Raw genomic sequence first — 1,477 nt, forward strand, 5'->3', positions numbered from 1 at the left:
CGCCGCGGTTCCGGCCGCCGGTTGCCGGCCGCCGGGCCGGGGTGGACCCGCGTACTGCTCAGCCACCGCGCCGACCCGATGCGCCCGACCATTCGTCGAGATCGTCGATATGGTAGCGCACGTAGCGGCTGTGACGCCTGAACGCCGGGCCGGCGCCGTCCCGCCGAAGCGCCTGCATCTTGCGCGCGCTCAGGCCAAGATAGAATGCGGCCTGCTCGGTCGAAAGGAACGGGCAGCCCTTCCTCGCGCGCGCCGCTCGGGCAATCTCGTCGTCCATCGGCAATTCGCTCCCCCCTCTGTTCACCAGCGTCGGACGGGCAGTGCCACCATCCGGCGGCGGCGCGGAGGCTCGAAAAGGAGCGCAGGCAAAAGTGAGCCTTCCGGCCCGCGAGGGTCGGCATCGAGAGAAGGAGCGCAGCCTAGCGAAGCAGCCGCCAATAGCCGCCGCCTGCCATCCGCCGCGCTGTGCGCACCAGCCGCTGGACCTGCGAGCGGATGCTCGGCTCGCGGCTGCGCCACGCCTGCTCGCCGACGGACGGGCTGAGCAGCACCCGGGCGATCTCCCGCTGGTCCGCCCCCGAATCGAGCGCATCGAAGGTCCGCAGCATCAGGATCCAGCGCCGCGCCCTGGCCTCGCGGGCGTGAAGCGAACGCGAGAAGCGGCCGTTCCGGCATAAAGCAAGAAGGCGCTGGAGCGTGAGCAGCGGCGGCTGCGCCGACTCGAGGCCCTCGAGGGCGTATCTAAGGCGCGCCGGCCCGCCGGTGAACGCTCCGCGCGGCCCGTCGAGCCGGATCGAGCGAAGCCCGTCGCAAAGCAGCAGATGCTCGCCGGCGTCGTCCTCCACGACGGTCGCAAGGGGCCGCAGCGGCTCGAGATCGAACCGGTCCAGCGGCGCCCGGCAGGGTTCGGCGGCGAGCACATAAGGATGCACGGCGATGCGCCACAGCGGCCTGGCGCGGGGGACGGCCGAGTGAGGCGGCTCGAATGCGACGAGCCCGAACTCCCCTGCGCCCCGGCCGGCGGGCCCTGGAGATACCCCGGCGAGCGCCGGGGCCGCGGCGGCGCGATAACGCCGGTCGCGGCGAAGCCATTCCCAGGCGAATAGCGACCGGTCGGCGTCGAGCAGCGCGGCATAACGGGCGGCGTCCCGCCAGTCGCAACCTGTTGCCGTCTCCGCCTGCACCGGCGGATCACAGCGGGCGGCGCCTCGCTAGCCCATTCCCCCATCCGGGGGGATTGCCTCCTCGAAACTGATCCACGCGTCGCGCAGGCCATGGACGACGAGCTGCGTCCGGCTCACGACGTCATAAGCGGCGCGGGCGCTCTTTACATATTGGCGGGCGGTCTCGGTGCCGAGGCCGAGGATGATGGCGATCTCGCTGTCGGTCTTGCCGATCGCGACCAGGCGCAGGCACTGGACCTCGCGCCGGCTGAGCGGCGGCCGGGTCCGACGCGCGCGCAGCGTCCGCAGACGCC

Annotated in this window: 3 protein-coding genes; all 3 read right to left on the reverse strand. The window is 72.2% G+C overall.

The genetic code is table 11. The annotated features are described in order from the left end of the window. Positions 1 to 58: 58 nt before the first annotated feature. The gene (locus GH737_RS14760; RefSeq protein WP_155265517.1) at positions 59 to 277 is read right to left on the reverse strand and encodes a helix-turn-helix domain-containing protein; all 219 of its coding nucleotides are present in this window, start codon (positions 275 to 277) and stop codon (positions 59 to 61) included. Between the two features lie 142 nt (positions 278 to 419). Beyond that, positions 420 to 1,184, reverse strand: coding sequence for a DNA -binding domain-containing protein (locus GH737_RS14765; protein WP_155265518.1), 765 nt, complete (start codon positions 1,182 to 1,184; stop codon positions 420 to 422). A 27-nt stretch (positions 1,185 to 1,211) separates the two neighbouring features. Then, the coding region (locus GH737_RS14770; RefSeq protein WP_196233245.1) for a helix-turn-helix domain-containing protein at positions 1,212 to 1,477 on the reverse strand (266 nt) is incomplete at its 5' end.

The sequence above is a fragment of the Sphingomonas segetis genome (assembly GCF_009720245.1).
Taxonomy (GTDB): Bacteria; Pseudomonadota; Alphaproteobacteria; order Sphingomonadales; family Sphingomonadaceae; genus Sphingomicrobium; species Sphingomicrobium segetis.